20 protein-coding genes, 2 other RNA genes and 5 pseudogenes are annotated in these 23,570 nt (G+C 63.6%); 16 read left to right on the forward strand and 11 right to left on the reverse strand.

Features of this window, described 5'->3' with window-relative positions; genetic code table 11:
* Positions 1–137 precede the first annotated feature (137 nt).
* The 3 genes and pseudogenes from J5I97_RS12415 to J5I97_RS12425 all read right to left on the reverse strand — a co-directional run.
* Positions 138–401 (reverse strand): annotated as a pseudogene (locus tag J5I97_RS12415) (VOC family protein); the annotation flags it as partial.
* Complete coding sequence (locus J5I97_RS12420; RefSeq protein ID WP_208586830.1) at positions 398–2,344, reverse strand: type IV pilus assembly protein FimV; 1,947 nt, start codon at positions 2,342–2,344, stop codon at positions 398–400. The gene J5I97_RS12420 and the pseudogene J5I97_RS12415, both read right to left, overlap by 4 nt.
* 279 nt (positions 2,345–2,623) lie before the next feature.
* Entirely contained in the window at positions 2,624–4,204 is a 1,581-nt protein-coding gene (locus J5I97_RS12425; protein WP_208586831.1) for a transglycosylase SLT domain-containing protein, read from the reverse strand.
* Between the two features lie 276 nt (positions 4,205–4,480).
* On the opposite strand from J5I97_RS12425, the gene J5I97_RS12430 reads away from it, so the two are divergent.
* A complete protein-coding gene (locus J5I97_RS12430; RefSeq protein WP_208586833.1) occupies positions 4,481–5,986 on the forward strand; it encodes a helicase HerA-like domain-containing protein in 1,506 nt (501 codons plus the stop codon).
* Between the two features lie 211 nt (positions 5,987–6,197).
* Here the strand turns inward: J5I97_RS12430 and J5I97_RS20580 are convergent.
* Positions 6,198–6,345 (reverse strand): annotated as a pseudogene (locus J5I97_RS20580) (IS5/IS1182 family transposase); the annotation flags it as partial.
* Positions 6,346–6,518: 173 nt separating this feature from the next.
* Here J5I97_RS20580 and J5I97_RS12440 point away from each other — a divergent pair.
* On the forward strand, positions 6,519–6,773 hold the full coding sequence (locus tag J5I97_RS12440) for a DUF2789 domain-containing protein (RefSeq protein ID WP_208586835.1): 255 nt from the start codon (positions 6,519–6,521) through the stop codon (positions 6,771–6,773).
* Between the two features lie 166 nt (positions 6,774–6,939).
* Here the strand turns inward: J5I97_RS12440 and J5I97_RS12445 are convergent, their stop codons facing one another.
* A complete protein-coding gene (locus tag J5I97_RS12445; RefSeq protein ID WP_208591727.1) occupies positions 6,940–7,113 on the reverse strand; it encodes a DUF1328 domain-containing protein in 174 nt (57 codons plus the stop codon).
* Between the two features lie 424 nt (positions 7,114–7,537).
* Between J5I97_RS12445 and J5I97_RS12450 the strand changes: the two genes are divergently transcribed.
* From J5I97_RS12450 to J5I97_RS12465, 4 genes and pseudogenes are all read left to right on the forward strand, one after another.
* Positions 7,538–7,607, forward strand: a non-coding RNA gene (locus tag J5I97_RS12450) — sX9 sRNA.
* A 46-nt stretch (positions 7,608–7,653) separates the two neighbouring features.
* Positions 7,654–8,181 (forward strand): annotated as a pseudogene (locus J5I97_RS12455) (YgjP-like metallopeptidase domain-containing protein).
* 108 nt (positions 8,182–8,289) lie between these two features.
* Positions 8,290–8,759 (forward strand): annotated as a pseudogene (locus tag J5I97_RS20585) (hypothetical protein); the annotation flags it as partial.
* 159 nt (positions 8,760–8,918) lie between these two features.
* Entirely contained in the window at positions 8,919–10,019 is a 1,101-nt protein-coding gene (locus tag J5I97_RS12465) for a Glu/Leu/Phe/Val dehydrogenase (RefSeq protein WP_208586836.1), read from the forward strand.
* 122 nt (positions 10,020–10,141) lie between these two features.
* Here the strand turns inward: J5I97_RS12465 and J5I97_RS12470 are convergent.
* Positions 10,142–10,429, reverse strand: a pseudogene (locus J5I97_RS12470) (autotransporter domain-containing protein); the annotation flags it as partial.
* A gap of 166 nt (positions 10,430–10,595) precedes the next feature.
* Between J5I97_RS12470 and J5I97_RS12475 the strand changes: the two are divergent.
* The 5 genes from J5I97_RS12475 (at position 10,596) to J5I97_RS12495 (ending at position 13,980) form a co-directional block, all read left to right on the forward strand.
* Positions 10,596–11,771: a thiolase family protein gene (locus J5I97_RS12475; protein WP_208586838.1), complete on the forward strand. Its 1,176-nt coding sequence runs from the start codon at positions 10,596–10,598 to the stop codon at positions 11,769–11,771.
* A 122-nt stretch (positions 11,772–11,893) separates the two neighbouring features.
* Positions 11,894–12,235 carry a hypothetical protein gene (locus J5I97_RS12480; RefSeq protein WP_208586839.1) on the forward strand — a complete coding sequence of 114 codons (342 nt, stop codon included), beginning with the start codon at positions 11,894–11,896 and terminating at the stop codon, positions 12,233–12,235.
* A 228-nt stretch (positions 12,236–12,463) separates the two neighbouring features.
* Positions 12,464–12,790 (forward strand): hypothetical protein, encoded by a 327-nt coding sequence (locus J5I97_RS12485; RefSeq protein ID WP_208586841.1) that lies wholly within the window; start codon positions 12,464–12,466, stop codon positions 12,788–12,790.
* A 270-nt stretch (positions 12,791–13,060) separates the two neighbouring features.
* Entirely contained in the window at positions 13,061–13,618 is a 558-nt protein-coding gene (locus tag J5I97_RS12490) for a bactofilin family protein (protein ID WP_208586842.1), read from the forward strand.
* The gene (locus tag J5I97_RS12495) at positions 13,615–13,980 is read left to right on the forward strand and encodes a hypothetical protein (protein ID WP_208586843.1); all 366 of its coding nucleotides are present in this window, start codon (positions 13,615–13,617) and stop codon (positions 13,978–13,980) included. The genes J5I97_RS12490 and J5I97_RS12495 overlap by 4 nt, the downstream gene beginning before the upstream one ends.
* A 122-nt stretch (positions 13,981–14,102) precedes the next feature.
* Here the strand turns inward: J5I97_RS12495 and J5I97_RS12500 are convergent.
* Positions 14,103–14,177: non-coding RNA, sX9 sRNA (locus J5I97_RS12500), on the reverse strand.
* 293 nt (positions 14,178–14,470) lie between these two features.
* Between J5I97_RS12500 and J5I97_RS12505 the strand changes: the two genes are divergently transcribed.
* Genes J5I97_RS12505 through pdeM form a run of 5 tightly spaced genes read left to right on the forward strand, consistent with a single transcriptional unit; the run spans position 14,471 to position 20,438 of the window.
* Positions 14,471–15,493 carry a ligase-associated DNA damage response exonuclease gene (locus J5I97_RS12505; protein ID WP_208586844.1) on the forward strand — a complete coding sequence of 341 codons (1,023 nt, stop codon included), beginning with the start codon at positions 14,471–14,473 and terminating at the stop codon, positions 15,491–15,493.
* Entirely contained in the window at positions 15,490–15,714 is a 225-nt protein-coding gene (locus J5I97_RS12510; RefSeq protein ID WP_208586845.1) for a hypothetical protein, read from the forward strand. Before J5I97_RS12505 ends, J5I97_RS12510 begins: the two co-directional genes overlap by 4 nt.
* Positions 15,711–17,315 (forward strand): ATP-dependent DNA ligase, encoded by a 1,605-nt coding sequence (locus J5I97_RS12515; protein ID WP_208586846.1) that lies wholly within the window; start codon positions 15,711–15,713, stop codon positions 17,313–17,315. Before J5I97_RS12510 ends, J5I97_RS12515 begins: the two co-directional genes overlap by 4 nt.
* The gene (locus J5I97_RS12520; RefSeq protein ID WP_208586847.1) at positions 17,312–19,804 is read left to right on the forward strand and encodes a ligase-associated DNA damage response DEXH box helicase; all 2,493 of its coding nucleotides are present in this window, start codon (positions 17,312–17,314) and stop codon (positions 19,802–19,804) included. The genes J5I97_RS12515 and J5I97_RS12520 overlap by 4 nt, the downstream gene beginning before the upstream one ends.
* Positions 19,794–20,438 carry a ligase-associated DNA damage response endonuclease PdeM gene (gene pdeM / locus J5I97_RS12525; protein ID WP_208586849.1) on the forward strand — a complete coding sequence of 215 codons (645 nt, stop codon included), beginning with the start codon at positions 19,794–19,796 and terminating at the stop codon, positions 20,436–20,438. Before J5I97_RS12520 ends, pdeM begins: the two co-directional genes overlap by 11 nt.
* 363 nt (positions 20,439–20,801) lie before the next feature.
* Here the strand turns inward: pdeM and J5I97_RS12530 are convergent, their stop codons facing one another.
* The 4 genes from J5I97_RS12530 to nagZ form a co-directional block, all read right to left on the reverse strand.
* The gene (locus J5I97_RS12530; protein WP_002810360.1) at positions 20,802–21,011 is read right to left on the reverse strand and encodes a cold-shock protein; all 210 of its coding nucleotides are present in this window, start codon (positions 21,009–21,011) and stop codon (positions 20,802–20,804) included.
* An 87-nt stretch (positions 21,012–21,098) separates the two neighbouring features.
* Complete coding sequence (locus tag J5I97_RS12535; RefSeq protein WP_208586851.1) at positions 21,099–21,851, reverse strand: S-methyl-5'-thioinosine phosphorylase; 753 nt, start codon at positions 21,849–21,851, stop codon at positions 21,099–21,101.
* An 88-nt stretch (positions 21,852–21,939) separates the two neighbouring features.
* Positions 21,940–22,494 (reverse strand): hypoxanthine-guanine phosphoribosyltransferase, encoded by a 555-nt coding sequence (locus J5I97_RS12540; RefSeq protein WP_208586853.1) that lies wholly within the window; start codon positions 22,492–22,494, stop codon positions 21,940–21,942.
* The gene (nagZ, locus tag J5I97_RS12545) at positions 22,494–23,498 is read right to left on the reverse strand and encodes a beta-N-acetylhexosaminidase (RefSeq protein ID WP_208586855.1); all 1,005 of its coding nucleotides are present in this window, start codon (positions 23,496–23,498) and stop codon (positions 22,494–22,496) included. Before nagZ ends, J5I97_RS12540 begins: the two co-directional genes overlap by 1 nt.
* Positions 23,499–23,570: the final 72 nt, after the last annotated feature.

Genomic DNA, 23,570 nt, shown 5'->3' on the forward strand with positions numbered 1-23,570 from the left:
GTCCGCGGACCAACAGCGGCTAACGAAAAGCGCGCGCGGACGGCAGGGAAAAACTCACATTCTACGAGTCATAGATGCCGCACTGAACACCCGCCGCACCAATCTGGCGGCCGTGCAGGTGTTCTGTCACTCACACTCGGTGGCAGGTCGTCGGCATACAGTACGACCAGCGGGCCGCCTTCGGCAGCTGCGGGCGCAATGGCACGATAGAAACCACCGTGCAGGCGGCCGTCGTTGAAAGTCAGATAATCCGGGCTACAAGCTTGGAATTGCCAGCCGAACACGGTCTCGAAGAAGGCACGGCTGACCTCCGGGTCGATGGATGCGAATTCGACGTAATCGATGCGGCGTTCGCGTGCGGCAGCCCGGCCTGCGACGATGCTGTCCATGGCAGGGCTCATGTCAGGCGTTCCAGCAGCTCGGCAGCTTCGGCGCGGCTGGCGTCATCGCCGGTTGCAGCGACTTCCAGCAGCAGGCCGCGTGCACTGTCCTTGTCGCCGAGATCCATATAGGCGACCGCCAGCTCCAGGCGATCGCGCCCGGTGGAGGTAAATTCCCTTCTGGTTGACGCGCTCGGCGCAGCGACGGGGGCGACGTTGGCTTGATCGAAATCCAGGCTGTTCTGCGTGGCTACCGATGCGGATGGAACGGTCGGCGGCAGATCGTTGACGGCGTGCCCGGCGTCTACGTCCTGCGACTCCGCTTGCCCAGACTCGACATGCTGCGGCGCTGAGTACCGAGGCTCAACGAACTCCGGTTCCACCACCTGCGCTGGCGGCGCTGCGCGCAGTGAACGCCAATCGTCGCTGGTGACCGCTGGCGGCGCGGCCACCGGCTCGCCGCGCAGCACGTCGGAAAGCGGCGGCTTGGCGTAGTAGCTACGCTCGACGTTGCGCAGATCGAACTGCTCGAAGTCGGTCTCATGCACCACATCGCGTTCGCTTGGCATGGTGGCCTGCGCATCGTCATTCGGCTCGGCTGCTTCTGCAGCGGCGCCGACAGGCACGAAGTCGGACTGACGCTGCGGCAACGGCGGCAGCGGCGACGGTTTGCGGCGACGTGCAGCCAGCCACGCGACCACCGCAGTGACGATCAACACCAGCCCCCCGATCAACCACAACGGGAAGCCGGCGCCCTGTTGTGCGGCAGCCGGTGTTTCCGACAAGCGCTTTTGTGCGGCCACCAAGTCGGTGTCCTTCATCGCGATCAAGGCTTGCTGTTGCTGCTTGAGCTTTTCCAGATCGGCCACACGCGTGCGTAGATCCTGCAATTCCGCATCGCGGGTGGCGATGTCCTCCTTGGCCTGTTGCAACTGTTGGTTGGCCGCCATCTCGCCCTTGCCTTCGGCACTGGTGCCGGACGTGGCTCCGGCCTTGTTGGTTTGACTCGCCACTGCTGGGGCGATTTCTAGCCGCGCACCGGCACCGGCTGCGGTAGGTGAAGCAAGTGCGGCAGGAGACGGCGTTGATGAAGCAGCGGCACCGGCTTCGGCGGGCTGCGGGATCGCCGAACGCGCCTGCCGCCATTGGGTTGCCTGCTCGCGCACCATTATCGTCGCTTCCGCAGCGCCGACCTGTGCCAACACGTCTTCCTGCGGCGTACGCAGCACCGCGCCTTGCTTCAGTCGATTGATGTTGGCGTTGATGAAGGCGTCCGGATTGGTCCGCAGCAGCGCCAGCATGGTCTGATCCAGCGAATGCCCGCTGGAACGCGCCACTACCGCCGCGATCTCCGACAAGGTCTGGCCCGAGCGTACTATCGGCAAGGCATCGCCAGGCTGGCTCGCGGCGGCAGCAGAAGCACTTGCTGCAGTAAGCGCAGCGGGTGCAGCTCCTGCGGTGCTTTGCCCTGAGCGATCCCTGGCAGGTACGGCTGGGAGTTCGCGCGCGATGGCGTTACTGGCCCCGGACCGCGGCGCTCCGATGGCCGGCTCGGCAAGTACGGCCGCAGCGTTTGGCGCGTCGACCAGCGCGGAATATTCGCGCACCAAGCGGCCCTGGCCCCACTCCACTTCGATCAAGAAGTTGATCGCCGGCTGGTCTACAGCCTTACCACTGGTCACGCGAATCACCGCGCGCCCACGTACGTCCTGCGCAAACTGGAATTGCAGGTTGCTGACCAATCCCTGCGGCCGCTCCAAACCGACCCGCGCAAACGTGGTGGCCGACGCCAGCGCCACGCGTGCGTTGTCGAGTTCGCCGGGCTCGTTGGAGATGACCGGAATCTCGGCCACCAGCGGTTGCCCTGGCTTGGACAGCACCCGGATATCGCCCAACCCCAACGCCATGACAGCACCGCTGCATGTCATCAACAGCAGTGCACCTAACCCTTGTATGGGACGCATCGCGCCCCCGCCCCTACGTTTCATGAGCATCAATATAGCCGCTGGATGAGCGAAAGAGTCAGCCCGGTTGTGCAGAGCGCCGGCACGGTCGCAGTGCGGCGGTGCGGCATGCACGACGGCATTGCAGCCGATGTCGGCGTGTGCGGATCGCGGCTGGAGGCAGTAGCGGGCTTGCTCGCGATGAGGCATCTTGAGAATGCGGCATCGTAGGCAAGCCCACATCTACGAAAGTTAGTCGGACACCCGCAAGCCGGATGCCCGCACATCCATATCGCAAACCTACCGGTCGCAACCGGCCAGCTTGATGCTCTGTCCCGGTGTGAGCGCATACGACGGCGCTTTCAGGCCGTTGGCCTTGGCCAGCTCCTTGATTTCGCACTGGTACTTCTGCGCAACGCGACCGAGCGTGTCGCCTCTGGCGATGGTGTAGCTGCGAGCCTGCTTGGCCTTGGGCTTGGCGACCGCCGGCTGGCCGGTGGACAAGGTGGTCGGCACGCCGGCCATCGGGCTGACATCACCCACTGCAACGCTGGGCACGTATTCGGTAGCGCCGCTGCGCACGATCGCACTGTTGAGGTCGGCAGTGATCAGCGTGCGCGCCAGGTCCGCACGCGGGCCGTTGATGCAGTACCGCGTGTACAGGCTGGCAATGCGGTTGGTAGCGTTGATGACGGTGCCAGCCGGAATCCAGCCATCTGATTCGTAGCGTGGGTTGAGGTTGCGCAACGCGCGCATATAGCCATCGCGCGTGCCCATGCTCCCCAGGCAGATGGTGAGTTCGTAAATGGTGGTCGACTTGGCCAGCTTCAGCGTCGCCGGCTGCGCGTCGAGCTTGGCGAAGTCCACGCCGTACTGGCGAGGGTGCAGGAAGATCCACGCTGCGGCGATCACCATCGGTACGTAATCCTTGGTTTCGGCCGGAAACTGGTTGTAGACGTCCTGATCCCAGAATCCGCGCCCGCCGCTCTGAGAAAACACACGCGTCGCGCGGCCTTCGCCGCCGTTGTAGGCGGCCAGCGCCAGTTCGATGTTGCGGTTGAGCCCGGCCATGCGCTCGTTGAGATAGGTGGCGCTGGCTTCGGCGGCGCTGCGCGCATCGAAGCGCGTATCGAATCCGCTACCGTCCGGGCCCAGACCGAAACGACGACCGGTGGCCGGCATGAACTGCATCAGACCGGCGGCGCCGGCACGCGAACTGGCGTGCACCTTGCCATTGGATTCCTTGGCCATGATGCCGAACAGCAACGCTTCGGGCAGGCCGCGCTTCTGCCATTCCGGCCACATCACGCCGCGTAGGTTGCTGTAATTATCATAGCTGGTCAGCAATGCCGGGCGCATGTCGGTCAGCCAGCGACGGATGCCGGCCTGGACCGCCGGGTTGTACTGCACCATCTTGTCGAAATCGTGCCGCTGGTCGTTGAGCAGCGTGGCTGCACGCGCGGCCTCGGGCACGCCGTTAGCGGCCGGGCCGAGGTGGTCCGGGTCGGCCTGCAACAGGGTGTCGTCGTCTTCCGGATCTTCAGCGGCCGGGGCCTCGGCATCGGCGCGCGCCTTCAGCAGGCGCTTGTAGGTGGCCAGCTGATTGGCGACCAGGCAGCCACGCTGCTTGATGCAGGCGTCGATGACGTCCTCCATGTCCTCCAGCGCGGCATCACCTTCTGCGGTGCCTTTGGGGTCGGAGTTGTTCACCAGCACCAGCGCATCGCGATAGCGCTTTTCGGCGGCAGCCATGCGTGTATCGAGCACGGCCGCCTTCTCCGTGTCGCGTTTGGAGATGGCGTGGGCAGCGGGGACGACAGACATCAGCGCCACCACGACCAGAACCGGCCATGGGCGCGAATCAAAATGAGCGAGCGGCATCGTAGGCAGTACAGCGGAAAGGCTGGCAGAGTAGCCGCCGGGGCGACACCTGGGCAAGGCGGCCGGGCTGGCAGGGTCGGTGGGCCGCTGGCCTGATCGATGCGATCGATGCTGGGAAGACCTGCGCGATTGACTGTTGGGGGTGGTTGGGTATCTGACTGCATGTCCGCGCTTGGTTGCCGGCTGTTTCGATCGAAAATGGGGTGGGCACTCTCCGCCTGGTTTTCCCGCCAGTATTGCCCGCTAGAATCCGGACTTTCCCAACGGATCTGCGCAATGGCCTCGTTCCTCCTCGGCAAAGGCATCACCGACGATATTGCGGTCCTGCTTGAAGCACGCTTCGGCAATCGCCATGGCCTGGTGGCCGGCGCCACCGGAACCGGCAAGACCGTTACCTTGATGACCCTGGCCGAAGGCTTCTCGCGCCTGGGGGTGCCGGTGTTCCTGGCCGACGTGAAAGGCGACGTGGCTGGCTTGGCGGTTGCCGGCGACGGCGCAGCCGGCGTGCTGCAGCGCGCCACGGATGCGGGCATCGCCGACTACGCGCCAGCGGCCAGCCCGGTGGTGCTCTGGGACCTGTATGGACAGCTCGGGCATCCGGTGCGCACCACCGTCAGCGAGATGGGCCCCACCCTGCTCGCGCGCATTCTGGAACTCAACGACACCCAATCCGGCGTGCTGGACATCGTGTTCAAGCTGGCCGACGACCGCGGCCTGATATTGCTGGACCTGGACGACCTGCGCGCATTGCTCGCATTGGTCGTCGAAGAACGCAAAGAGTTGTCCACCAGTTATGGCCTGGTTTCCAGCCAATCGGTGGCGGCGATCCAGCGCGCCTTGCTACGTTTAACGCAGGACGGCGGCGAGCAGTTCTTCGGTGAACCGGCGCTGGAACTGGCCGAACTGATGCGCGTGGCGCCGGATGGCCGCGGCGTGATCGGCATCCTGGCAGCCAACCAACTGGTGCTCAAGCCAAAGTTGTATTCCACCTTCCTGTTGTGGCTATTGTCGGAACTGTTCGAGCGTTTGCCCGAAGTGGGCGACCTGGAACAACCAAAGCTGGTATTCGTGTTCGACGAAGCGCATCTGCTGTTCGACGATGCGCCAGCCGCGCTGGTGCAGCGCATCGAACAAGTCGTGCGATTGATTCGCTCCAAGGGTGTGGGAGTGTATTTCTGCTCGCAGTTTCCCGACGACATCCCCGACAACATCCTCGGCCAGTTGGGCAACCGCGTGCAGCACGCGCTGCGTGCGTACACACCGCGCGATCAGAAAGCGGTCAAGACGACGGCGCAGACTTTTGTCGCCAACCCCAAACTCGATGTAGCGACCGCGATCTCCAGCCTGGGCACCGGCGAGGCACTGGTGTCGCCGCTGCAAGGCAAGGGCGTGCCCGCTCCTGTGCAGCAGACTCTCATCGCACCACCGCGCTGCCGCATGGGCGCCATCAGCGCGAGCGAACGCGCACAGGTACGTGCAGCCAGTCTGGTCGGTACCCGCTACGACACCACGATCAACCGCGAATCGGCCGCAGAACTGCTCGCGCGGCGTGTCGAACAGCTCGCCGAACGCAGCGCTGCACCGCTGGCCCGCACGCGCGAAGATGACGACACGCAAGACAGCGGCTTCGGCAAGGCTGTCAAAGACGCTGTATTTGGCAGCAGCCGTCGTCAAGGCATGCTCGAAGCGATGGCAAAGCAGACGTCTCGTACGATCGGCAACAAGATTGGGCAGCAGATCGTGCGCGGTATTTTCGGCAGTATTTTTGGTGGGAAGCGCTGAGCACAACAACGAGGACGAACGGTATGGGCAAGATATGGATGCATCTTGGTGGGCTCGCACTCCTTAAATCTTAGCTGTGGCACCGTGCAGGAACCGCAACGCAACCCCGACTATGACTACACGCCAGGCTCCAACTATGGTCCGATCCAATGATCATTACGCCGTCGACACATTACCGTCGGCCATTACGTGGGAAAACTGCAAATTAAAGTCGTTTATCCGCACCGCTATCGCCGCTGTCGCCGAACACGCTGTATTGCTTGCCGTGCAGCAACGCATGCGTCACCGCGACATCGCCCACCTTGGCTGCGGTGCAGTGCACGTGGTGAACCAAGCTGTAGAACTCGTCCACACCAATGATCATCCACCGTCTCCGACATACGCTTGGCAACGCTATGCGTCTCCAGTAAGCGGACAACGTTGAGAATCGTGGTCGCGTCGGGAAACGTAGATGTGTAGCGTCGCGCATCTAGACAGGAGTCGTTCAGAGGCTCCCTAGCATTCAATCATCCGTACGCGCGAGGAATCTGCCATGGAACAACCCGTCCACCCGTTATCAGAACTGTTCGCCCAGCTTGGCCTGCCGTCAGACGAAACCAGCATTTGCAACTTCATCGCCGAGCATTCTCCATTACCGGGCGAAATGCGCCTGGAAGAAGCACCATTCTGGACGCCCGCCCAAGCGCAGCTATTGCGTGAAGAACGCCTCGAAGATGCCGACTGGATCGTGACCATCGATCAGCTCAATATCGCCTTACATACGACAGCCGAGAATACTGGCGTCTGATTGCGGCACTCGCAGAGCGAGACCGTTACGGTCGAGATCGCCTGTGACTGTCTGGCCTTTTCGTTTCGACCATAGAAACAAAATAAAGGAGCGGCCTATAGCCGCTGCTTTGTATGCCGGGTGAGGCAGCCGACGGCGGCTCGCCTGCCAGGCGGCACGCTCCGCGTCAGGTTACCTTCTTGGCGATCGTCATGCCCAGCACGAACAGCACGATAGCGATGATGATGCCAGCCCAGAACAGCAACTTGGCAATTCCCATCGCAGCGCCTGCCATGCCGCCGAACCCGAGCGCACCGGCAATCAGTCCGATGATGGCGAAAATAATGGCCAATTTAATCATATTATCGTCTCCCAATCCGGCACAGTGCCGTTGTTAAATCGTGTGATTGCGGCGCATCGCCGCAAAACATGCACTGCACGTTACCCATCCGGATGTGCCGCATTCGTGAATACGCCTAACCCACGCGACCACGCTTGCGCTGCGTTCGGACGGCCGCGATGACTGCACGACTGCCTAACAATGTCGCTGACAGATCATCGAACGTCGCTAGGCGTTCACCAAGGGAGCTAGGGTCTTTGCGTTCTGCTTGTGCCCGAAGCCGTGCGCATCCCATCGACATGGCAGCTCGCCATCGCGCATCCGCATCCGCTTCACGCGCATCACAAAGCAGCGACCAAACGACGTCTGCGCGCGTGTCGCAACTGGGAGTGGCTAACAAAGCTACTGCGCCGCCAGGCGGGCGCGGCCGCTGCTCGAAATCCTCATGTCGTACACTATGGTTCCTCCGCGCCGTCCGCACCCACCTGACGACTGCTAGCTACGTTTTGTTAGCCGCTCTAAATCGGAGGGATTGGCCAGCCAGGCTTTGCATCGGCGATCATGCGCACCTCGCAGCAATCGATCGACATGGACACTCTTCGCTATCTCGCCGGCTATCCACCCGCCGTCCTTGATCAGGTGCGCGAACTGATTGCCCAGGACAAGCTCGCAACGATGCCGGCGCGGCGCTATCCGGACCGACATGCGATCCGCACCGACCGCCACTTGTACGACTACGTCAAGGCGACGAAGGAGCGCTACATGCGCTCATCGCCCACCTTGCACAAGGCGATGTACGACAACCACCTACAGGTGGTGAAGCATGCATTGGGCACACATACCGCAGTCTCGCGCGTGCACGGCGGCCGACTGAAGGCCAGCCGCGAAATCCGTATCGCATCCGTGTTTCGCGATGCGCCAAACCGTTCCTGCGGATGATCATCGCTCACGAGTTAGCGCATTTGAAGGAGGCCGATCACAACAGAGCCTTCATACCAACTCTGCAATCACATGACACCCAACTACCACCAGCTGGAGTTCGATCTGCGCCTGTATCTGACGCACTTGGCGTTGTCCGCAAACAGCTGATCGCACAGGGCCTAGGCTAGGCTCAGGATGCGGCCATGCACTCGCGTTCTCTCACACAACTGGCCCCGCTGCCCAACGCCAACAACCCGCTGCAATGAGTGCACTGGCGCAGGCGGCAGCCAACTACCGCCCGCGCTACCTGCGTTGGCGATCCAGCACGGGCGCTTGAAGTACCCGGATCGGCAACGGCAATGCGTGGCCTTGCTGGAACGCCCTTCCAAAGCCGGTGACGCGCGCTCGGCCACGCTGTTGGCCGAGCGCCTGTTCTGCGGCGAAGGCGTGCCGCCGCTGCCCGAGGCCGCTGCCCAGCCACACTACTGCGGCAGCTGCAGTCGCTCGGCATCACCGCGCTGCCTGAGGTGCGCACGCACCGCCTGCGTCTATCTCAACGACGTCGGCGCCGGTGGCCAGACCGAGCCGGTGTCCGCGTCCAGCCGCGCGCCGGCTAGGGGTGCTTAGACAACCTGCATGCCGATGGTCGTCCCAACCCGCATTCGTAGCACGCCGGCCTGCCGGTCACGGCCGGCAGCAAATGGCCGGGAACGCTATGGTTTCGACAGCAGCGCCATCGGCATTGATGAACAAATTCATACACAACCCCCTGCCGACGTGGTTTAAAATGTTGCAGCGCGAGGTGATCGGACAGGGTCTGCAGACGTCGCGTTTTTTGTTTCCCATTGCGCGGGTCCAGACCCGGCCTCAGGGAAGGCACATCACGCAGCCCCGCGGAGCCTTCGATGCTTTTCGAAACCCTCGATACCACCGGCCACGAGCAGGTGATTTTCTGTCACAACCGCGACGCCGGCCTCAAGGCGATCATCGCCCTGCACAGCACCCGTCTCGGGCCAGCATTGGGCGGCGTGCGCATGCGCCCCTACCCCAGTAGCGAGGCCGCGCTCAACGATGCGCTGCGGCTCAGCCGCACCATGACCTACAAGAACGCGCTGGCCGGCTTGAACGTCGGCGGCGGCAAGGCAGTGATCATCGGCGACCCTAAGACCGACAAAACCGAGGTGCTATTCCGCGCATTCGGCCGGTTTGTCGACACCCTGGGCGGGCGCTACATCACCTCCGAGGACGTGGGTACAGACGTCAACGACATGGAACAGATCTACCTGGAGAGCGAGTACGTCACCGGCGTGCACCAGGTGCATCGCGGCTCCGGCGATCCGGCGCCGTTCACCGCCTATGGCGCGCTGCAGGCGCTGATGGCCTCGCTCAATCGCAAGCTCGGCCACGAAGAAGTCGGCAAGGCCAGCATCGCGATTCAGGGACTGGGCCATATCGGCATGGAACTGGTAAAACTGCTCAAGGAACGCGGCGGGAAACTGTATGTGGCCGATCTGGATCCGGCGCTGGTAGACCGCGCGGTGACCGAATACGGCGCCGAAGCGGTGCGTCCGGACGAAATTCACCAAGTGCAGGCCGATGTATTCGCACCATGCGCGCTGGAAGGCGCGATCAACGAAGAGACGTTGCCGCAACTCAAGGCCAAGATTATTTGCGGCACCGCCAATAATCAGCTCGCCAGCGCCGCCATCGGGCAGGAGCTGCACAAGCGCGGCATCCTGCACGCACCCGATTACGTGGTCAATGCCGGCGGCGTCATGAACGTGTCGCTGGAGATCGACGGCTATAACCGCGAGCGCGCGATGCGCTTGATCCGCAGCATCTATCACAATCTGGAAAAGGTGTTCGATCTCTCCGAGCAGCTGGGCGTGTCGCCGCAGCAGGCGGCCGATCAGATTGCCCAAGCGCGTATCGAGGCCATCAGCAAGCTCAAACTGCCGCTGGGCCGCACCGCACCGCGCTTTCTGCACAAGCTGCGCGGCGAGTAACCCAGCTGCCCCGGGCACGCTGTCTGGGAAGGTATTGAGGTCGCTGCTCAATACCAAGGTGCCGGTCCCACGCTTGGTCAGGCCGCCCGTACCACTGATGGCGTTGGCCCAGGTCTAGCCCAACGTAAGGCCGGAGGATTGGTGTTGATGCCGGTATCGATGACGCCGATGCGATAGCCGGCGCCGGTGAAACCCAACGCCTGTGGGGCACGTGCATTGGTCAGCGCCAGATGCGCGTCGGCTGCGGGTTCAGGCGTCGGTGCAACCACCGGCGGCGGAAGTAGCGGCGAGGTCGGCGGCGCAGTCGGTGTGGTCGGACGAATGCCGCCTCTGCCGCCTCCGCCGCCACACGCTGTCAACGCAACAGCCAGCGCCGAGGCCAGGACAGTCCTGGCGAGGTCTATCTTCATTCATGTGAGTTATTTTCTCCGAGGCCATTCCATGGATAGGGCCCAATCCCTGGGCCCAACGTCGTCTTTTATATTGCATCGATCCACATCTGTCCCGGCACTTCAGCTTGCTGGCGCGAATTGGCCATGAGGCAGATAATCGTTTCACTTTAAACGGTATCTACTCATGTCCGACATCGTCATCGTTGCTGCCAAACGTACTGCCATCGGCGCGTTCCTCGGCCAATTCAACGGTGTGCCGGCGCCGACGCTCGCCGCCGCCGCAATCGAGGGCGCGCTGGCGCAATCGGGGATTGCACCGGCCGACGTTTCCGAAGTCATCGTCGGCTGTGTGCTGCCGGCCAATCTCGGTCAGGCACCTGCGCGCCAGGCCGCGATCGCGGCAGGCATCCCCACCTCGACCGGCGCCACCACCATCAACAAGGTGTGCGGCTCGGGCATGAAGGCGATCATGTTTGGACACGACCTGATCAAGGCCGGCTCGGCCAGCATCGTGGTTGCCGGTGGCATGGAATCGATGAGCAATGCACCGCATCTGCTGCCCAACTCGCGCACCGGCAACCGTTACGGCAATTTCCAGGCCGTCGACCACATGGCATGGGACGGCCTGACCAATCCCTACGACGGCCAGTCAATGGGCTTATTCGGCGAAGCCACCGCCGAAAAATTCGGTTTCAGCCGCGCCGATCAGGATGCGTTTGCGATCGCATCGGTGGAACGCGCGCAGGCCGCGCAACGCGCTGGCGCCTTTGCCGACGAAATCGTTCCGGTCACGGTAGCCACGCGCAAGGGCAAGGTCATCGTCGATCGCGATGAGCAGCCCGGCAAATCCGACGTGGCCAAGATCCCGGCCTTGAAACCGGCCTTCAAGAAGGACGGCAGCGTCACCGCGGCCAGTTCGTCGAGCATCTCCGATGGCGCGGCGATCACCGTGCTGATGAGCGCAGACGACGCGCAACGCCGCGGCGTGACACCGTTGGCGCGCATCGTCGGGCATGTCACCCACTCGCAGGCCCCCGAGTGGTTCACCACCGCGCCGGTCGCCGCGATCCAATCGCTGGTCGGCAAGATCGGCTGGCAACTGGACGAGGTGAATCTGTTCGAAATCAACGAAGCGTTCGCCGTGGTGGCGATGCTACCGATCAAGGAACTAGGCATCGCGCACGACAAGGTCAACGTGAATGGCGGTGCCTGCGCATTGGGTCATCCGATCGGCGCATCGGGTGCGCGCTTGGTGGTGACATTGGTGAACGCGTTGCGCATGCGCGGTGGCAAACGCGGAATCGCGACGCTATGCATCGGTGGCGGCGAAGCGACTGCTATCGCTATCGAGTTGATTTAGTTGCTTTTAACGTCGCTTTTTCAAAGCTGAATGCGCGTGAGCTTGACACTGATCTTTGGACCGTCATCATGTCGGGGGGGCGCACTAGCGCGTTGCCTAATCTAACGACGAGGATTGAAACAATGACCATCAACAAGCTGCTGATCGCAATGGCGCTGGGCCTGGCCCTGACCGCTTGCTCGAAGCCCGAACAGGCGCAGGACTCTGCTGCTTCGGCTAACGAAGCTGCCGCCGACGCTCAAAAGGCTGCTGACCAGGCTGCTGCCTCGGGCTCGCAGTCGGCTGAAGCCGCTCAGTCTGCTGCCAACACTGCAGCTGCTTCGGCCGACACCGCTGCTAGCGCTGCCCAGGCTGCTTCCGGCGCCTCGACCGACGCTGCTGCCGAGCAGGCTGCCAACGATGCCAAGACGGCTGAAAACACCGCCGAAGCCGCTAAGGAAACCGCCAAAGAAGCCAAGAAGTAATCACTTCTTAGCTCTAAGTGGATCCGGAGAAAGCCGCTGCTTCCAGCGGCTTTTTCTTTGACTGCAATTTGGCCGCCTAACGCAGCGTTCGCCAGTCTGCAGCCTTGCCATGTCGAAGATGCCGCCTCTTCGCGCATTGGCTCAATGGCCGGCCGCGCATTGACGCAGGCTGCATCGGTCCCTGCATAAGCTCGGCTTTCCAACACCGGAACAGGAACAGGACCACCCATGAAGACGATCCGCATGCTCTCGTTGAGCGCCATCGCCACCCTTACGCTCGCCGCCTGCCAGGGCCCTGACGCCGAACAGGCACGCCGCGATGCCGCATCCGCTGCAAAGCACGCTGCCGCCGCCGCCGAGCAGGCTGCCGACCGCGCCGCTGTGCAGGCCAAGGCCGCTGCTGCCGATGCACGCGTGGCCGCACGCGAATTGGCTGAAGACGCCAGCCGCGCCACCGCCAATGCCGCAAACGCCACCGCCGACAAGACGCGGGAAATGGCCAACAAGGCCGAGCAGCACGCCGACAAGCACGACGCCGAGCATCCGCAGCACTAATCGACCCATCCCTGCCAGGCCGCACATCGCAACGCGCCGGCCGATTGCCAGCGTTGCGATGTGCCAACAGTGAGTGACCTCGTATCATTGGGGCCCGCAGGCTAGCAGTCGCGCATGCGGTCTTCCTGCGCCATCGCTCCCAGGCCGAACGGCTCGACGATCGCGTTGGACTGAGCAAGCACGGCTTGGATGTCGGATTGCGCAGGCTGTCACACAAAAGATTGATTGACGCGGCGATAGTCGGTGTCGACCCCCGAGCGAGGCAGTCCGATGTCGATGTGGCGCGATCAAGGTTCCAACAAGAAAGACAGCGTTTCCGCAGCACCCGAAGTTCCCGCCGCCGATGGGCGGCTGTTTACCGCCGAGGCCAACCCTGTTGCACCCGTGCAGGCCCCTGCTCCACCCAGTATTGCGCCGACGGCTGCGGCGGCGCAGCGTCAAAGCGAAGCGAAAGAATCGCTGATCGCCGCCGACATCAGCATAGAAGGCAAGATCGAAGGCGCCGGTCATGTGCGCCTGGCCGGTCGCTTCAAGGGCGATGTCAACGTCAAGGGCGATCTCACCATCGAGCGCGGCGCCAAGCTCAATGGCGGCGTGCGCGCCAACAAGGTGATCATCGCCGGCGAAATGGAGGGCAATATCGAATCGGCGGCGCAGGTGGAACTGCAGACCTCCGGTGTACTGGTTGGCGACGTCAAGGCCGGCAGCCTGACCGTGGCCTCCGGCGCGCGCATGCGCGGCCAGGCCGACTTCGGCTGGGGCGATGAGACTAGCAAGCCGGTCAGCGCCAGCAAGGCGATTGTCAGCGGAGACAGCGACGCCACATGAGTGCGCCCCGCCCGGGCACGCCCGGTGCCACGCGCAGTTGTCCGCATTGCAAGGCGACGATTCTGGAAAGCGCCAGCGTCTGCCCTGCATGCAAGCACCATCTGCGCTTTGATTCGGCGGCTGTGCAACACGCACAGCCGGCGCCGATCGTGCCGCTCAAGGTCGACGGCACCATCCGCCATCCTGCCGATGGCGATCCATGGGAATACAGCGTGGTGGTGGTGGTGCGTAACGGAAAAGGCGAAGAGATTCGCCGCCAGATCGTCGATGTCGGCGCGATGATGGGCGGCGAAGAGCGTAGTTTCACCTTGGCGGTGGAGGCGACCGCGGTGCGTACGCCAGGGCGGCGCACGCGGCATTAGGGTGTCGAGCTGATGGCGGTCGTTGTGATGCGTGGGCCGGATCGGAATTCGGGATCGGGATCCGCGCGGATTATGCTGGTCCCCCGCCAGTAGTCGATGTTCCCTCGCCGAGTCTTAAGAATGGCTAACAAAACGTAGCGAGCAATCGCCAGGGTGGGTGCGCAAGACGCGGAGGAACCCGAGTGCGAGGGGTACATACCGATTCCGAGCACCGGTCGCGCCCGTCTGGCGGTGAGCGCATCTGGCGGTGAGCGCAATCGTTTTGTTAGCCGATCTTAGTGGCCGCTCTCGATGAGGGGCCAGGCAAGGCCCTAACGTCCGCGCTGGATTGAAGACGCAAGTCGCACCACGCGCGGCGCTCGATCGATTTGCTCACAATGCTGCCTGCTCACGCATTCGCCCGACAAACAAGGCGCTCGTCCGCGCAGCCGCATCGATGCATGCATTCCCATTCTCAGGCTCTGCACATCGGCTTGGCCAGAGTTGCGACATGCGCAATGGCAACGACGACGACACTAAAACACGCGGCGATCTGGTCGTGCTTGGGCCAGAGGGTCTGTATTGCCCGCAGGGCGACTTCCATATCGATCCCTGGCGGCCGGTGCCGCGCGCGGTCATCACCCATGGGCACGGCGACCACGCGCGTAGCGGCATGGGCCAATACCATTGCACGCGCGAAAGTCTGCCGATCCTGCAGTGGCGCCTGGGCGAGCAGGTCTATCACACGCATGCCGATGGCGAAGCGTTTGACCTGGGGCGTGCCCGCGTGTCGCTGCATCCGGCCGGCCATGTGCTCGGCTCGGCACAGGTGCGCATCGAAGTGGATGGCGAGGTCTGGGTCGCTTCCGGCGACTACAAGCGCCAGCCCGATCCCACCTGCAAGCCATTCGAAGTGGTGCCATGCGACACCTTCATCACCGAGGCGACTTTCGGATTGCCGGTGTATCGCTGGCCGGACACCTCCGATGTGGCCGCCGATATCGTCGCCTGGCGACGCGAATGCGCCGAGCGCGGCGAAGCGGCCATTCTGTATTGCTATGCATTAGGCAAGGCGCAACGCGTATTAGCGGAACTGCGCGCCTGGGACACACAACCTGCATTGCTGCATGGCGCGATCGCGGTGGGCGTTGAGGTGTATCGCAAGGCCGGCATCGCATTGCTGGAAACTCAACCGGTCAGCGAACATGCGCGCGGTGCAGACTATGCCGGGCAATTGGTGCTGGCACCGCCATCGGCGGCCGGCAGTGCCTGGACTCGTCGCTTTCGGCATGCCCAACAAGGCTTTGCCTCGGGTTGGATGCGCATTCGCGGCAATCGCCGTCGGCGCAATTACGACCGCGGATTTGTGGTGTCCGATCATGCCGATTGGCCGGATCTGCTGCGCACCATCGAAGAAACTGGCGCGCGGCGGGTGATCGCCACCCATGGCAATACCGATGCCTTGATCCAGCATTTACTCGAACGCGGCGTCGCAGCGGAAGCCTTCCGCACCGATTTCGGAGCCGAGGAATGAACCCCTTGCCCCCACGCCTTCATGTTCGCGCGTGCCCACGCATCCGCTTGAGTGGCGCGCTTGCGTTTGGCCTGCACGCACTGGCGTTTCACCTGCATCGCAGCGCACCCGCAGCCACCGTCGGCCCGCAACGCCGCCCGCATACGCTCCGTGCGTTTACGCCACGCGCATTGGAACTGCGCGCTGCAGACACCCGCGCAGATGTGCAGGTGTTGGCATGAAGCGGTTTGCCGCGTTGTATCGCACCCTGGACCGCAGCACCGGCACGCTCGACAAGCGTGCGGCGCTGGTGCGTTATTTCAACAGTGCGCCGCCGCTCGATGCGGCGTGGGCGCTGTATCTACTGGCAGGCGGCAAGGTGGCCAGCACGCGCATGCGGATCGCCACCAGCGGCGAATTGCGCGCGTGGATCGCCGAGACCGCCGGCATTGCCGATTGGTTGGTCGCCGACAGCTACGACCATGTCGGCGATCTCGCTGAAACGCTGGCCTTGTTGCTGGACGATCCGGCAACCGAAGCGGCCGATCTGCCATTGGCCGAATGGATCGAACAGCGGTTGCTGCCGATCGCAAATCAAGACGTCGACCTGCGCAAAGCCTGCATCGTGCAGGCGTGGCGTAGCCTGGCCTTCGACGAGCGCCTGGTGTTCAACAAGCTGCTGACCGGCGCCCTGCGGGTCGGTGTGTCCCAGCGACTGGTGCAGCAGGCATTGGCGGAGATGTCCGGGATCGAGATTGCGCGCATCGCACAGCGCATGCTGGGTAACTGGCGGCCGCATCCGACCTATCTTGCCGATCTGTTGAGCACCGAAGAACTGCCCGGCGATCTTCAGCAGCCCTACCCGTTTTTTCTCGCATCGCCATTGGAAGCCGACGTCGAAACGTTGGGCGCGATCGATGACTGGTTGATGGAATGGAAGTGGGACGGCATCCGCCTGCAGCTGATTCGACGCGCTGGTGAAGCGGCGTTGTGGTCGCGTGGCGAAGAGCGTCTGGATGGTCGCTTCCCCGAGATCGAACACGCCGCGCTGCAGTTGCCTGACGGCACCGTGATCGACGGCGAGCTGCTGGCCTGGCAACCGGAGCAACCATTGCCGATGCCGTTCAGCGCGCTGCAGACGCGCATCCAACGGCTCAAGCCCGGGCCCAAGACCTTGGCGGCAGCGCCGGTGCGCGTGGTTGCCTACGACCTGCTCGAACGCGATGGCGAGGATCTGCGCAAGCGTCCATTGCAGCAGCGTCGCGCATTGCTGGAAGAAGTGCTCAGCACACTCGGCAATCCGCGCATCGTTGCTTCGCCGCTGGTGCAGGTCAGCGATTGGCAGGCGGCGGCGCAGGTGCGGCTGGATGCACGCGAACGCGGTGTGGAAGGGCTGATGCTCAAGCGCGCCAACTCGGTCTATCACTCCGGTCGCCGACGCGGCGATTGGTGGAAATGGAAGATCGGTCCGCTCACCATTGATGCGGTGCTTTTGTACGCGCAAGCCGGCCATGGCCGACGCAGCACGCTGTATACCGACTACACCTTCGGGCTATGGCATGAGGGACAATTGGTACCGGTCGCTAAGGCGTATTCGGGTCTGGACGACAAGGAAATCCTGCAGCTGGATCGCTGGATCCGCGCCAACACCACCGAGCGATTCGGACCGGTGCGCGCCGTCACCGCGCAGCATGTGTTCGAGCTGGGATTTGAAGCGGTCAACCGCAGCGCGCGGCACAAGTCCGGCATTGCGGTGCGCTTCCCGCGCATCCTGCGCTGGCGTCACGACAAGCCAATGGCCGAAGCCGATCACCTGAGCAGCCTGCAGGCACTGGCACGGTGAGCGCCGCGCAGCAGACACGCGACACGCCATTACAGCAATGGCGTGCCTGGTTCGCACAGCGCGGCTGGGCGCCGCTGCCGTTTCAACGCGAGGTGTGGAAGCGCTATCTCGATGGCGAATCCGGCTTGCTGCACACACCGACCGGCAGCGGCAAGACGCTGGCGGCTTTCGGTGGACCGCTGCTGGACGCCTTGGCCGCACGCGGACGCAAGCCACCGATCAAACCCGCCACGACCGCGCGCCGCCAGCAACAACGCACGCTGCAGGTGCTGTGGATCACGCCCTTGCGCGCACTCGCCGCCGATACCGCGCGCGCCCTGCGCGAGCCGGTGGAGGCGCTGGGACTGGATTGGCAAGTGGGTTTGCGCACCGGCGATGCGAGTGCGCGCGACAAGCGCCTGGCGCGCAGCGGCAAGCTCGATGTACTGGTCACCACGCCCGAATCGTTGGCCTTGCTGTTGTCGTATCCGGATACCGCGCCGCAATTGTCGGCGCTGCGCTGTGTGATCGTCGACGAATGGCATGAGCTGCTCGGCAACAAGCGCGGCGTGTTGCTGCAACTGTGTCTGGCGCGCTTGCGCGGATGGGCACAGGACCTGCGCATCTGGGGCTTGTCGGCAACGCTGGGCAACTTGGCCCAAGCGCGCGATGTGCTGTTGCCGCATCGCCCGGATGCAGCGTTGGTGTCGGGCGTCAAACCACGCGCGATGACGCTGGAAACGTTGCTGCCGGAGAGCGGTGAACGTTTTCCGTGGGCAGGCCATCTCGGCCTGGCGCAGTTGGCGCGCGTGCTGCAGAAAATCATGCAGCAGCGCACCAGCTTGGTATTTACCAACACGCGCGCGCAGGCCGAGTTATGGCATCAGGCCTTGAGCGCGGTGTGGCCGGACGATCTGGCCACGCTCGCGTTGCATCATGGCTCGCTGGACCCCTCCTTACGCGCAGCGGCCGAACAAGGCTTGCGCGACGGCAGCCTGCGCTGCGTGGTGGCCACCTCCAGCCTGGACCTGGGCGTGGATTTCCCGGCCGTGGATCAAGTGCTGCAAGTCGGCAGCCCCAAGGGCATTGCGCGCTTGCTGCAGCGTGCCGGCCGCGCGCGCCATCGCCCGGGCGAATCCGGGCATGTGGTGTGCGTGCCTTCGCATGCGCTGGAACTGGTCGAATACGCCGCCGCGCGCCGCGCCATCGCGCATGGCCATATCGAAGCGCGGCCACCGCCGCGTCTATCGCTGGACGTGCTGGCGCAGCACTGCGTCACGCTCGCACTCGGTGGTGGTTTTAACGCAGATGCATTGTTTCAGGAAGTACGCAGCACCGATGCGTTCGCAGCGCTGGATAACGCCACATGGCACGCAGTGCTCGACTTCATTGTGCAAGGCGGCAGCGCGCTGGCGCATTACCCGGATTTTCACAAAGTGATCCGCGACGACGACGGTGTGTACCGCGTCGCCGACCGTCGCGTCGCGCTGCGGCATCGGTTGTCCATCGGCACCATTACCAGCGATGGCAGCGTGCGCGTGCAGTTCCTGCGTGGCGGGCGACTGGGTGCGGTGGAAGAACGGTTCGTCGGCCGTCTACGCCGCGGCGATCGCTTTCAATTTGCCGGCCGATTGCTGGAACTGGTGCGGCTCGAAGACATGACGGCCTATGTGCGCATTGCTAAAGACGGCAGCGGCGTGGTCCCGAAATGGATGGGCGGGCGCATGCCGTTGTCCTCGGCATTGGGGCGCGAGGTGGAGGCGGTATTCGCCGATCCCGGCGATGCGCCGGAAATGCAGGCGCTGGCACCGTTGCTGCAATTGCAGGCCACGCTGTCGTCGCTGCCGGGGCCGGATCATCTGCTTGTTGAGAGCATCAAGGCGCGCGATGGCCGGCATGTCTTCGTGTATCCATTCGCCGGCCGGCAAGTCAATGAAGGACTGGCCGCGCTGCTCGCGGCGCGCTGGGGCCGACTTCAGCGCAATACTTTCAGTTTTTCGGCCAACGACTACGGCTTCGTGCTGTCTCCCGCACAGAATGTCGAATTCGATGCACGCGTGTTACACACATTGTTATCGCCCGCCGGCTTGTTCGACGATCTGCGCGACAGCCTCAATCTGGGCGAGCTCGCACGCCGTCAGTTCCGCGAGATCGCACGCGTTGCCGGATTGTTGTCGCCATCGCTGCCCGGCCGTGCGCCGCGCAGCCTGCGCCAGCTGCAGGCATCCAGCGGATTGCTCTACGACGTATTGCAACGCTTCGATCCCGATCATCTGTTGCTGGCTCAAGCAGAGCGCGAAGTGTTCGAAGGGCAGCTCGAATTGGCGCGACTAGCGCATGCATTGGAAGATTGCGCGCACCGCGAGCTGCGCTTGTGCACACCACCCAGCCTCACCCCGTTGTCGTTTCCGTTATGGGCCGAGCGCGTGCGTGGCCAACTGAGTACCGAAGACTGGAAAGCACGTGTGTTACGTGCCGCAGAACAACTGGAGCGCAAACATGGGCGATAGCGTGCTGCTGCAGCTGGGCGGCGAAACAGTCGAATTGCTCGGCGAGCGAGCGTTGTATCGCCCGGCGCAGCGCGCATTGCTGATTGCCGATCTGCATCTGGGCAAGGCCGATGTCTTTCGCCGTGCGGGGATCGGGATGCCGGCTGGCGGTACCGCGCACGATCTGCAGCGGCTGGATGCACTGCTGGCACAACGCGAGGTGGATGCGCTATGGATTCTGGGCGATCTACTGCATGGACCTGCGCCGCGCGCGGCCTGGCATCGGCGTTGGAGCGCGTGGCGCGAGCATCACTGCGCGTTGCGCGTGATCGCCATCCGCGGCAATCACGACCGCGCCTTGGCCGGCGCCGATCTGCATATCGAAGCAGCTGGAGAACAGGTCGAAGATGGCCTGTTCGTGCTGCGCCACGACCCGTTCCCGCATCCCGCCCGTCATGTGTTGTGCGGGCATTTGCATCCGCTAGTCGCACTGCCCGGGCTATCGCGTCGCTGGCCTGCGTTCTGGCTGCGCGAGCGCGTCACCATCCTGCCGGCGTTTTCGCATTTCACAGCGGGCGTTGTGCCCACTCTTGTCGAAGGCGAGCGTCTGGTTGCCTGCGTAGAAGGCGATGCGATGGCGTTGCCGGTGCGGTAGTGGGCAGCCCTGGTATTGGCACCAACGCGCAAGGCATCGCGCATCGCCAGCGCATCCAGCAGAGCCAAGGTTCACGCGCTGCCCACAGCTGCCGTGCCCTGCGCCTGCGTGCGCAACGTGGAGGCAGAGCCGTCGGCAGCGATATCAGATCGATCGTACGGGCCATGCAATTGCCGGGCTGGTCTTGCACGCGCGCATCGTCATGATCGATCGCACTGATCCAGCTTCACTCGCTACGTATTGCATTGTTCGGAGGTTTCTCGGCTCTGTTTCGCTATTGCCTTCGCTATCGCCGATCCCGCATGGAGCGGTGCAAAAAAACCCCGCCGTGGCGGGGTTCTTCAACCGCACAATCGAGTCAAATCACTCAACCGGGGTGATGTTCGAAGCCTGGTCACCCTTGGGGCCCTTGGTCACGTCATAACTGACGCGTTGGCCTTCTTGCAGGCTGCGGAAGCCCTTGGAATTGATCGCGGAGAAGTGCGCGAAGACATCATTGGCGTCGACGTCCTCCGGTGAGATGAAACCAAATCCCTTGGCGTCGTTGAACCACTTGACGGTACCGTTCGGCATGGTGATGCGAGACCTTTGCAATAATTAGTGGGTGGTGTACGGCGATGCGTACGCGCCGAGTATGCAAAGCTTATTCTCCAATGACAATCACCCGCGTGCGAGTTCGCCGATCAGCTCCGGCAAGCCGGACGATGCGGCATCGACATTGGCCAATACCTCCGCCATGGTGATTTCCTGCGCGTCGCCGCAGCCGGCCGCCCAGTTGGCCACAATCGCCAAACACGCATATTCCAGCCCTTTTTCGCGGGCAAGCCCGGCCTCCGGCATGCCGGTCATGCCGACCAGATCGCAGCCGTCGCGACGCATGCGCACGATTTCTGCAATCGTTTCCAATCGCGGCCCTTGCGTCGCTCCGTAGCAACCACCGGCCACCATCGTGACGCCGGTCACTTTGGCAGCGGCAATGACCTTGCTGCGAAACATCGGCGAGTACGGATGACCAAAATCCACATGCTGCACCTCGCTGCCAGGCTCTTCGCAGAAGGTGGACACGCGTCCCCAGGTGTAATCGATCAGCTGATCCGGGCACGCCAATACGCGCGGACCGAACTGCTCGGTGATGCCGCCGACGGTGTTGAGCGCAAGCACGCGCGAGGCACCGATTTGCTGCAGCGCAGCGATGTTTGCGCGGTAATTGACCTTGTGCGGCGGCAGCGAATGACCCTCGCCATGACGCGCCAGAAACGCCACGCGATGGCCCAGCAAGATGCCCACACGAATCGGACCGGACGGCGCGCCGTGCGGCGTTTCGATCTCGTGCGTGCGCACATCGTCCAACTGCGCGAGCTTGTAGACACCAGTGCCGCCGATGACGGCCAATGCGATGGAATTGAGGGACACAATCGACCTCTGCAACAAAATCAACGACGGTACGCGCAACAAGGCACGTTCGACAGCCCGCACTGCTGCGGGCTGGTAAATAAGCGAGCTATTGCCTCATCGCGTAGATGGCGGGAATGCTACGCAGCTGCTCGTTGACGTCCATGCCGAAACCGAACACATAGCGGTCGGCCACTTCCACGCCGACATAATCGGCGGTGACGCCGGGCACGCAGCGGTCGTGGCGCTTGACGGTCAGCACCGCCACACGCACGTCGGTGGCACCCTGCTCCAGGCACCACTGGCGCACGCCCTGCAGCGTGTACCCCTCATCGAGAATGTCGTCGACCAGGACCACCCTGCGACCGAACAGCGCAGTGGCCGGGCGGTGCTTCCACACCAGCTCGCCACCGGTGGTTTGGCCGCGGTAACGGGTGGCGTGCAGGTAATCGAACTGCACGTCCTGGCCGCGTGCGCCCAGCTCCAGCGCCAACTGGCCGGAGAACGGCAGCGCGCCGTGCATGATGGTGAGATACACCGGCACTTCGCCGGCATAGTCGCGCGCGATCGCATCGGCGATGGTGGCGACGGCGGCATCGATGGCCGGCCGATCGACCAGCAGATCGGCTTGGGCCAGGACCTGGGAAATGGTGAGCGTGGACATCAGGCAGTTGTTCCGAAAGGTGCGGAAAGAGAGGTGGTGAATGAAGCGTCGGTGCCGGCGAGCAGGCCATCCCAGCCCAGCGCGCCGCGGCCGATCAGGCCGATCAATGCTGCTGTATCGAGGCTGCGGCCTGCCACGGCCTGCAACGATTCGTCGACCAGTTCCGGGTGGCAAACCAGCACCACGTCGCAGCCGGCATCCAGATGCGCGTGCACCCGGCCTGCCACGCCGCCAGCGCTGAAGGAGGCGGCCATGCCGATATCGTCGGAAAACACCACCCCGCGGAAGCCCATCTGCCCGCGCAGGATCTGCTCGATCCAGCGCTGCGAATAGCCGGCCGGTTCCTGTGCGACCTGCGGGTAGACCACGTGCGCCATCATCACCGCGTCGGCCCCGGCCTCGATGCCTGCCACGAACGGCAGCAGATCTTCGGCCTGCAAGACCTCCAGCGACCGCGGGTCGCTGGCATGATCGACGTGAGTGTCTTCCAGGACGGTGCCGTGGCCGGGGAAATGCTTGAGCGTGGCAGCCATACCGGCGCCGTGCAGCGCCTGCACATAGACGCGAGTGAAGGTGGCCACGATCTGCGGGTCGTCGCTGAAGGCGCGATCGCCGATGGCGCGGTTGCCGCGGCCCAGATCCACCACCGGTGCAAAGCTCAGATCCACGCCGCTGGCACGCACTTCGTTAGCCATCAGCTGTGCATGCGCGCGCGCGGCGGCAAGTGCACCCTCGGGGTCCTGTGCGTACTGCGCTCCGAAGCTCTGCAATGGCGCCAAGGCGCTAAAACCTTCGCGAAAGCGTTGCACCCGCCCGCCTTCCTGGTCGGCGCAAATCAGCACCGGCCGCGGGGCGGCCGTGCGGATGGACGCCGACAGCTCGGCCACCTGCGTGCGCGAGACGAAATTGCGCTTGAACAGCACCACTCCAGCGACCGCGTCGTGCTGCAGCCAGTCGCGTTCCTGTGCGCTGAGTTCGGTACCGGCAACGCCGATTAGAAGCATGTTGGGGGACTCCCGGGCAAGGCGCCGCGTTGGCGCAGCGCGGCATTGTCGCAGATGCGCGTTGCAGCGTCA

Source organism: Xanthomonas fragariae (genome assembly GCF_017603965.1).
In the GTDB taxonomy this organism is placed as follows: Bacteria; Pseudomonadota; Gammaproteobacteria; order Xanthomonadales; family Xanthomonadaceae; genus Xanthomonas; species Xanthomonas fragariae_A.

Excerpts from the sequence above, each read along its gene's own strand:
- J5I97_RS12420 (WP_208586830.1), bottom strand. The coding sequence starts at position 2,344 with ATGCGTCCCATACAAGGGTTAGGTGCACTGCTGTTGATGACATGCAGC.
- J5I97_RS12425 (WP_208586831.1), bottom strand. The coding sequence starts at position 4,204 with ATGCCGCTCGCTCATTTTGATTCGCGCCCATGGCCGGTTCTGGTCGTG.
- J5I97_RS12430 (WP_208586833.1), top strand. The coding sequence starts at position 4,481 with ATGGCCTCGTTCCTCCTCGGCAAAGGCATCACCGACGATATTGCGGTC.
- J5I97_RS12440 (WP_208586835.1), top strand. The coding sequence starts at position 6,519 with ATGGAACAACCCGTCCACCCGTTATCAGAACTGTTCGCCCAGCTTGGC.
- J5I97_RS12445 (WP_208591727.1), bottom strand. The coding sequence starts at position 7,113 with ATGATTAAATTGGCCATTATTTTCGCCATCATCGGACTGATTGCCGGT.
- J5I97_RS12465 (WP_208586836.1), top strand. The coding sequence starts at position 8,919 with ATGCTTTTCGAAACCCTCGATACCACCGGCCACGAGCAGGTGATTTTC.
- J5I97_RS12475 (WP_208586838.1), top strand. The coding sequence starts at position 10,596 with ATGTCCGACATCGTCATCGTTGCTGCCAAACGTACTGCCATCGGCGCG.
- J5I97_RS12480 (WP_208586839.1), top strand. The coding sequence starts at position 11,894 with ATGACCATCAACAAGCTGCTGATCGCAATGGCGCTGGGCCTGGCCCTG.
- J5I97_RS12485 (WP_208586841.1), top strand. The coding sequence starts at position 12,464 with ATGAAGACGATCCGCATGCTCTCGTTGAGCGCCATCGCCACCCTTACG.
- J5I97_RS12490 (WP_208586842.1), top strand. The coding sequence starts at position 13,061 with ATGTCGATGTGGCGCGATCAAGGTTCCAACAAGAAAGACAGCGTTTCC.
- J5I97_RS12495 (WP_208586843.1), top strand. The coding sequence starts at position 13,615 with ATGAGTGCGCCCCGCCCGGGCACGCCCGGTGCCACGCGCAGTTGTCCG.
- J5I97_RS12505 (WP_208586844.1), top strand. The coding sequence starts at position 14,471 with ATGCGCAATGGCAACGACGACGACACTAAAACACGCGGCGATCTGGTC.
- J5I97_RS12510 (WP_208586845.1), top strand. The coding sequence starts at position 15,490 with ATGAACCCCTTGCCCCCACGCCTTCATGTTCGCGCGTGCCCACGCATC.
- J5I97_RS12515 (WP_208586846.1), top strand. The coding sequence starts at position 15,711 with ATGAAGCGGTTTGCCGCGTTGTATCGCACCCTGGACCGCAGCACCGGC.
- pdeM (WP_208586849.1), top strand. The coding sequence starts at position 19,794 with ATGGGCGATAGCGTGCTGCTGCAGCTGGGCGGCGAAACAGTCGAATTG.
- J5I97_RS12530 (WP_002810360.1), bottom strand. The coding sequence starts at position 21,011 with ATGCCGAACGGTACCGTCAAGTGGTTCAACGACGCCAAGGGATTTGGT.
- J5I97_RS12540 (WP_208586853.1), bottom strand. The coding sequence starts at position 22,494 with ATGTCCACGCTCACCATTTCCCAGGTCCTGGCCCAAGCCGATCTGCTG.
- nagZ (WP_208586855.1), bottom strand. The coding sequence starts at position 23,498 with ATGCTTCTAATCGGCGTTGCCGGTACCGAACTCAGCGCACAGGAACGC.